Raw genomic sequence first — 3,667 nt, 5'->3', positions numbered from 1 at the left:
CGGCATCGCGACCGTGCTGACCGTGCTCGCCATGCTGCTGCTGCTCGTTCTCGTCTACACGACGGTCGACCAGATGCGCCCGACGAACGTCCTGCGCCAGATCCACGACCGTGCCCTCGCCGCCCGAAGGCGGCAGGAGGAGCTGCGGCAGCGGACGATGAGGCAGGGGGAGTCGACGCACCCGGTCACCGCGACGTACCGGTCCGACGCCATGGGATACGTGACCCAGATCGACCTCGACGCGCTGGCTGCGGCGCTCGACCGCGTGCCCAAGGCGGAGATCACCGTGCAGGTCACGCTGGGCCAGGCGGTGTCCTACGGCGACGTCGTCGCAGTCGTGCGGGATGACGAGCCCGAGGAGGCCGACTCGCTCCTGGCCCAGGTCCGCGACGCGGTCCGGATGGAGAGCCGGCGGGACATCGACCGCGACGCGACGACGGGCATCAGCGAGATCGCGAACATCGGGTGGACGAGCGGGTCGACGGCCAAGCACAGTCCCCGGGTGGCACAGCAGGCGGTGGACGTGCTCAAGGACCTGGCGGCCCGGTGGATGGACGAGGACGCTGACCCCGGATCGCGCCGGCCCGCAGCCGACCGGCCGCAGCTGCGCGTCGTCTACCGGGACGACGACCTGGACCGGGTCCTCGACTCGCTCTACTCGCTCGTGGTCAGCGCGCACGAGTCCCATCAGCACCTGACGGCCGTGCGCGTGCTCGAGGCCTACGCAGACCTCTTCCCGCGGTCGAGCGGAGAGTCACGTCGCCGTATAGAGCGCGACCTGAGCAGCTTCCAACCCCTCCTCGACCAGATGCCCCCGTCACCGATGCTCGCCGAGGCCAGAGCACGCCTGTCCGAATGCGTGGAGCAGGCGGTCGGGGCCGCGGACGCGTGAGCCGGTCCCGTTCGTTGGGGCAGTGGCCCCGAGTGTCAGGCCGGGCGCGGTCCACCGGGCTCCACCGGGAGCGTGATCGTGAACGTCGCTCCGTGGCCGGGACCAGGACTGGAGGCGGTGAGGGTGCCGCCGTGCGCTTCGACGAGGGCTCGGGCGATGGTCAGGCCGACACCGCTGCCCGGCGTCTGTGTGGACTCACGGTGGAACCGGCGGAACAGCAGCTCAGCGCGGCCAGGGTCGAAGCCGCTGCCGGTGTCGGTCACCGTGATGACGACGGCTGCCGGCCGTGACGGGGCGGCATGCACGCCGACGCTGACCTGCCCGCCGGGCGGTGTGTGCCGAAGCGCGTTGTCGAGCAAGTTCCCCAGCACCTCACGGAGCCGGTCCCGGTCGACCCGCGCGATGGCTCCCGTCTCGGGAAGGTCAGTCGTGAGCGTGACGGCGTGAGCGGCATACCGCTCCTGTTCTGCTGCGACCGCTCGTTCGACGATGGGGACGAGGCTTTCCGGTGCGCTCGTCAGGACGATGCGTCGCTCCTCGGCCCTGCTGACCTTCTCCAGGTCTGCCACGAGTCGCTGGAGGTGCGTCGACTGGTCGGACAGCACTCCCAGGGTCTCGGCGTCGGCAGGCAGGATGCCGTCCTGGAGTGCCTGCGCGGTGGCCTGCAGCGACGCGATGGGCGTGCGCAGCTGGTGGGCGAGGTCTGCGGTCAGCAGTCGCCGCTGCTCGTCCGTCGCCTCGAGGCGGTGGCCGAGCCGGTTGGAGGCGTCGGCAAGAACGGCGAGCTCGGGCCCGAGCCCGGGATCGTCGACGTGGACGTCGTGGTGTCCGTCCGCGAGTCGCTGCAGGGCGGCGGCGGTCTGCTGGACCGGCGCGGCGACTCGTCGCGCGATGAGCCAGCTGATCGCGGCGGCGACGAGAGCGGCGACCGCGACGCCGATGCCGAGCGCGAGCAGCAGCGCCTGGTCGAACGCCCGGTCGACGTGGTCCCGCACGCCCGAGTCGATCTGGGGCAGGTGGGCCAGTTGCAGGTGCTGGTGGAACAAGGCCGGGGCGAGGAGGAGCGCCGCGACGAGGACCGTCACCGCACCGGAGGCGACGATCAGCAGGTTGATCAGCAGCAGGCGTGAGGGGAGCCCGAGCCGGGACAGGGGCCGGACCTGTCGCCCCCGCACCTGGTCCCCGTCCTGACCCGCCGGGGGGCTCGGGTCCTGCCTGGTCATCCCTCGCCCATGCGATAGCCGACCCCGCGAATGGTGCGGACGTACTTGCCATCACGCGCGTCGTCCCCGAGCTTTCGTCGCAGGTGGGCGACGTGGACGTCGACGAGGTGCTCGCCGCCCGCCCACTCGCCGCTCTCCCAGACCTGCTCGAGCAGCATCGGGCGGGTGAAGGCGACTCGCGGCCTCGCGCTCAGGATGTCGAGCAGGTCGAACTCGGTCTTGGTCAGCTCCACCGGACGGCCCTTGAGAGTCGCCTCGTGTGCCGCCGGGTCCACCACGAGGTCCCCGAAGACGCGCGGGGCGAAGGGACCCGCAGCCGCGGCCGCCGGCCCGGACTGCCTCGGTCGACGCAGCAGCGTGCGGATCCGGGCGATCAGCTCGCGCGGGGAGAACGGCTTGGTGATGTAGTCGTCCGCCCCCACTGCGAGGCCGATGAGCATGTCGACCTCGTCCGCCCGGGCGGTCAGCATGACCACATAGGCGTCGGTGAAGGTACGCAGCTGCCGGCAGACCTCGACACCGTCCATGCCCGGCAGCCCGAGGTCGAGCACGACCACGTCGAAGTCGTGGTGGCGTGCCAGTCCCAACGCAGCCGGCCCATCGCCGACGCTCTCGACGTCGAAGCCCTCGGCCTGCAGATAACCGACGACCACCCGGACCAGGCTCGGCTCGTCATCGACCACGAGCGCGCGCCGTGGCGTCTCGAGAGCGTGCGCCGGGTCCGCCATGCTCAGCTGTCCTCCATCGCCACGAAGGTTCCGTGCCACGTGTGGTACCAGACTGCCCCGGTCGCCCCGTTGACGGACAGCATGCCCATCATCTTCCCGCTCGCCTGCGTGTCGACCGTGTAGTAGCCGGGATAGCTGTCGATGGTGCTGACGGTCTCGCCCGGACGGTTCGCGGCGAGCCAGGCCGACGCTGCCGCTCGGGCCCTCGCCTCGGTGAGCGCAACGGCGTGAGAGCCGGTGTTCCACATCATCGCTGGGCCCGGCTCGGTCCGCACGGCACCCGAGGCGGGGTCGACCAGGACCTCCGTCGTCGCGGCGCCCCTGCTGTCCTTCAGCTCGACATAGAAGTTGTCGGTGAACTGCACGACCTCGCCCGGGTGCAGACCTCGGGCCGCGCCCGCCTCGGCCGCGCGAGCCCGAGCATCCGCGATAGTGGTGACCTGCCTGCCGTCCCCGCCGAGCCAGATCTGTCCGGCCATCATGGCGGGGCCATCGCCAAACAGCTGGCCCAGCGACCGGCCGCCCGGCATGCCGGAGGTGTTCGGCCCCAGGCCGGTGCTCGCTCCTGGGTCGGGGGAGGCCGCTGTACTCACGCCCCACGGTGCCGGTCCGAAGACGCCGACGAAGGCCATGACGGCCGACGCCACGAGCAGGGCAGAGGCGACGGCCAGCGCGACGAGTGGCGCTCGAGCGCGGCGCTTCCCGCGGCTCCGCAGCGGTGCCGTCGTCGTCATGGCCGGGCCTGTCGCTCGCCCCGGGTCTGCGCCAGCGCCTCGCGCTGCATGCGATACGCCTCGACGTCGATCTCGCCGCGGGCGAAGCGG

At 71.6% G+C, this 3,667-nt stretch carries 4 protein-coding genes; 1 reads left to right on the top strand and 3 read right to left on the bottom strand.

Features of this window, described 5'->3' with window-relative positions:
• Window positions 1–892, top strand: an 892-nt coding sequence (locus tag N864_RS20265; RefSeq protein WP_034721663.1) for a DUF2254 family protein, incomplete at its 5' end; no start/stop codon positions are given.
• A gap of 35 nt (window positions 893–927) precedes the next feature.
• Here the strand turns inward: N864_RS20265 and N864_RS20260 are convergent.
• From N864_RS20260 to N864_RS20250, 3 genes are read right to left on the bottom strand one after another with little or no spacing between them, the layout of a single operon-like run.
• Complete coding sequence (locus N864_RS20260) at window positions 928–2,115, bottom strand: sensor histidine kinase (protein ID WP_081794081.1); 1,188 nt, start codon at window positions 2,113–2,115, stop codon at window positions 928–930.
• Window positions 2,112–2,843: a response regulator transcription factor gene (locus tag N864_RS20255; protein ID WP_051518860.1), complete on the bottom strand. Its 732-nt coding sequence runs from the start codon at window positions 2,841–2,843 to the stop codon at window positions 2,112–2,114. The genes N864_RS20260 and N864_RS20255 overlap by 4 nt, the downstream gene beginning before the upstream one ends.
• Before the next feature lie 2 nt (window positions 2,844–2,845).
• Complete coding sequence (locus tag N864_RS20250; protein ID WP_205621015.1) at window positions 2,846–3,577, bottom strand: hypothetical protein; 732 nt, start codon at window positions 3,575–3,577, stop codon at window positions 2,846–2,848.
• Window positions 3,578–3,667: the final 90 nt, after the last annotated feature.

Source organism: Intrasporangium chromatireducens Q5-1 (genome assembly GCF_000576575.1).
GTDB classification, from domain to species: Bacteria; Actinomycetota; Actinomycetes; order Actinomycetales; family Dermatophilaceae; genus Intrasporangium_A; species Intrasporangium_A chromatireducens.
This window is presented reverse-complemented; position numbering and strand designations above follow the sequence as displayed.